The following is a 3,858-nucleotide window of genomic DNA, read 5'->3' as shown; positions in this document are numbered from 1 at the left end:
GGGACGGGGCGCCGTCGGGTGGTGCGGCGCGTCGTCAGGCGACGAGCGAGCGCAGCACGTACTGCAGGATGCCGCCGTTGCGGTAGTAGTCCGCCTCGCCGGGCGTGTCGATGCGCACCACGGCGTCGAACTCGACGACGGAGCCGTCCGCCTTGGTGGCCGTCACCTTGACCGTCTCCGGGGTCGAGCCGTCGTTCAGCGCGGTGATGCCCGCGATGTCGAACGTCTCCGTGCCGTCGAGGCCGAGGGACCCGGCGTTCTCACCGGCCGGGAACTGCAGCGGCAGCACGCCCATGCCGATGAGGTTGGAGCGGTGGATCCGCTCGAACGACTCGGTGATGACGGCCTTGACGCCCAGGAGCGCGGTGCCCTTGGCCGCCCAGTCGCGCGACGAGCCGGAGCCGTACTCCTTGCCACCGAGCACGACCAGCGGGGTGCCCTGCGCCGCGTAGTCCTGCGCCGCGTCGTAGATGGTGTCCTGGGCGTTCTTCACGAAGTTGAACGTGTAGCCGCCCTCGACACCGTCGAGGAGCTGGTTCTTGAGGCGGATGTTCGCGAACGTGCCGCGGATCATGACCTCGTGGTTGCCGCGGCGCGAGCCGTAGCTGTTGAAGTCGCGGCGACCCACGCCGTGCTCGGCCAGGTACACCCCGGCCGGGCTGTCCGCCTTGATGGAGCCGGCGGGCGAGATGTGGTCGGTCGTGACCGAGTCACCCAGCTTGGCGAGCACCCGGGCCCCGGAGATGTCGGTGACCGGCGTCGGCTCGGCACCCATGCCCTCGAAGTACGGGGGCTTGCGCACGTAGGTCGACTCGCCGTCCCAGGCGAACGTGTCGCCCTCCGGGGTCTCCAGCGCGCGCCACCGGTCGTCGCCGGTGAAGACGTCCGCGTAGTCCTTGGTGAACATGTCACGGTCGATCGACGCGTCGATCGTGGCCTGGACCTCTTCCGGCGTGGGCCAGATGTCCCGCAGGAACACGGGGTCGCCGGCCTCGTCGCGGCCCAGCGGGTCGGACTCGAAGTCGAACTCCATCGTGCCGGCGAGCGCGTAGGCGATGACCAGCGGCGGGGACGCCAGGTAGTTCATCTTCACGTCGGGGTTGATGCGACCCTCGAAGTTCCGGTTGCCGGACAGCACCGAGACGACGGAGAGGTCGTGCTCGTTGACGGCCTCCGAGATCTTCTCGTCCAGCGGGCCGGAGTTGCCGATGCAGGTGGCGCAGCCGTAGCCCACGAGGTGGAAGCCGAGCTTCTCGAGGTAGGGCCAGAGGCCGGACTTCTCGTAGTAGTTCGTCACGACCTGGGAACCGGGCGCCATCGACGTCTTGACCCACGGCTTGGACGCGAGGCCCTTCTCCACGGCCTTCTTGGCCAGGAGCGCCGCCGCGAGCATCACGGACGGGTTGGACGTGTTGGTGCACGAGGTGATCGACGCGATCGCGACGGCACCGTGGAACAGGTCGAACTCCTTGCCCTCGCTGTCCGTCACCGGCACGGTGCGGCGCACCTGGGCGTGCGTGGACGGCGAGTCGGAGGCCGGGAAGGACTCCTTCTCGGCCTCGTCCACCGAGTCGATGACCTCGGAGGCGTAGGCCGGCAGGTCACGGGCGAAGGCCGACTTGGCGTGCGAGAGCTCGATGCGGTCCTGCGGGCGCTTCGGGCCGGCGATCGACGGCACGACGGTGCCGAGGTCCAGCTCGAGGTACTCGGAGAACTTCGGCTCCACGTAGGACTCGGAGCTCGGGTCCAGCCAGAGGCCCTGCTCCTTGGCGTACGCCTCGACGAGCGCGAGCTGCTCGTCGCTGCGGCCGGTGAGGCGCAGGTAGTCGAGGGTGACGTCGTCGATCGGGAAGATCGCGGCGGTCGAGCCGAACTCGGGGCTCATGTTGCCGATGGTGGCGCGGTTGGCCAGCGGCACCTGGGCGACGCCCGCGCCGTAGAACTCGACGAACTTCCCGACGACGCCGTGCTGGCGCAGCATCTGGGTGATGGTGAGCACGACGTCGGTCGCGGTCACGCCGGCCGGGATCGAGCCCGACAGCTTGAAGCCGACGACGCGCGGGATGAGCATCGACACCGGCTGGCCCAGCATGGCCGCCTCGGCCTCGATGCCGCCGACGCCCCAGCCCAGGACGCCGAGGCCGTTGACCATCGTGGTGTGCGAGTCGGTGCCGACGCAGGTGTCCGGGTAGGCGCGCAGCACGCCGTCCACCTCACGGGTCATGACCGTGCGGGCCAGGTACTCGATGTTGACCTGGTGCACGATGCCGGTGCCCGGGGGGACGACCTTGAAGTCGTCGAACGCCGTCTGGCCCCAGCGCAGGAACTGGTAGCGCTCGTGGTTGCGCTCGTACTCGAACTCGACGTTGCGGGCGAACGCGTCCGCGCGCCCGGCCACGTCGATCTGCACCGAGTGGTCGATGACCATCTCGGCCGGGGCGAGCGGGTTGATCCGCTTCGGGTCGCCGCCGAGCTCCGCCACGGCCTCGCGCATGGTGGCGAGGTCCACGACGCAGGGCACGCCGGTGAAGTCCTGCATGATCACGCGGGCAGGCGTGAACTGGATCTCCGTGTCCGGCTGGGCGTCCGGGTCCCAGGACGCGAGGGCGCGCACGTGGTCGGCGGTGATGTTGGCACCGTCCTCGGTGCGCAGGAGGTTCTCGGCGAGGATCTTCAGGGAGTACGGGAGGCGCTCGGCGCCCTCGACGGCGGAGAGGCGGAAGATCTCGTAGGCCTTCCCGCCGACCTCCAGCGTTCCCTTCGATCCGAACGTGTCCACGCTGCTCACTGCGGCTCCTTCTGCGGGGCTGGCCGACGACGGCACCGTGCGCGCTGCGGCGCGACGGTTCCGACGCCGTGGTTCTGGGGGGCTCCGCCCAGCGTACGCCGGGCACCTGGTCAGCATAGCCCATATATCTTGACGTCAAGATATCTCGGTGTCAGGTCCCGGCGGTCGTCAGCCAGGCAGATTCCGTACACCGCACGGGAACAAGTCCCGTGGCCGGCGCGTTGTCCCCCTGCCCCGACAGGAAGGACACCCATGCCGTCGCGCACCACCACGCCCTCCTCCGAGCGCTCCTCCGACCCCGGATGTGCCGTCGCCCCGTCCGACACCACCTTGTCCGGCACTCCTTCGTCCGACACCACGCCGCCGCCGCTCCCGTCGCTAGACGCGCAGGCCGAGCTCCTCCTGGCACGCGGCGTCGTGCCGGCCGAGGCCCTCTCCCCGGCGGCGCTCCGGGACGCGGCCGCTGCGCTGAGCCGGTCGGCGCCGGCCGGGTCGCTGCTCGTCGTGCACCCGCGGGTGCTGCCGCCGTCGATGCTCGCCGCGCACCTGCGCCTGCCGACCACCGTCCGCGGACGCCCGACCGAGCGGGAGGGCTTCGTCGTGGTGGACATGGCCGACGTCGACGACTTCGGGCCCGTGCCCGCGGTGGACCTGCCGGACGCCGACGTCTACGCCGTCGTCGGCCTGGACCGTGGCGACGAGCTGGCGAACTGGTCGCCGGAAGAGGCCGAGCCGGTGATCGCGTCGCGCGGTCGCACCCCGCTCACGCTGGCGGAGGGCATGCACTGGGTGCTCCAGTCCCCCGGCGCCCTCGCCCGCAACCAGTGCTTCATGACCATCGGGTCTCGGTTACGACGACCGGACGGCACCTACGACGCCCGCACGCCTGCCGTGTGGATCTCGAACGGCACCGGGCGCGACGGCAGCGCCCGCCGCGGTGCCCCCAAGGTCGGCTGGTGCTGGTGGCGCAACCGGCACACCTGGCTGGGGTTCGCGTCGGCGGCCCACCGAGAAGCATCGAGCGTGCTGACCTGATCCTCATTCAGCGGGTTTGAGGATCAGGTCAGCAC

The 3,858-nt window shown here is 70.3% G+C and carries 2 protein-coding genes; one reads left to right on the top strand and one right to left on the bottom strand.

The features are described 5' to 3' along the window. Positions 1–34: 34 nt before the first annotated feature. Positions 35–2,788, bottom strand: coding sequence for an aconitate hydratase AcnA (gene acnA / locus ACFT55_RS19555; protein WP_380245516.1), 2,754 nt, complete (start codon positions 2,786–2,788; stop codon positions 35–37). A gap of 252 nt (positions 2,789–3,040) precedes the next feature. Here acnA and ACFT55_RS19550 point away from each other — a divergent pair, with 252 nt between their 5' ends. After that, the gene (locus ACFT55_RS19550; RefSeq protein WP_380245515.1) at positions 3,041–3,823 is read left to right on the top strand and encodes a DUF5701 family protein; all 783 of its coding nucleotides are present in this window, start codon (positions 3,041–3,043) and stop codon (positions 3,821–3,823) included. Positions 3,824–3,858 lie beyond the last annotated feature (35 nt).

It is taken from the genome of Isoptericola sp. NPDC057191 (assembly GCF_042670225.1).
Classification (GTDB): domain Bacteria; phylum Actinomycetota; class Actinomycetes; order Actinomycetales; family Cellulomonadaceae; genus Isoptericola.
Note: the sequence above shows the minus strand (reverse complement) of the source record. Positions and strands in the feature narration are given on the sequence as shown.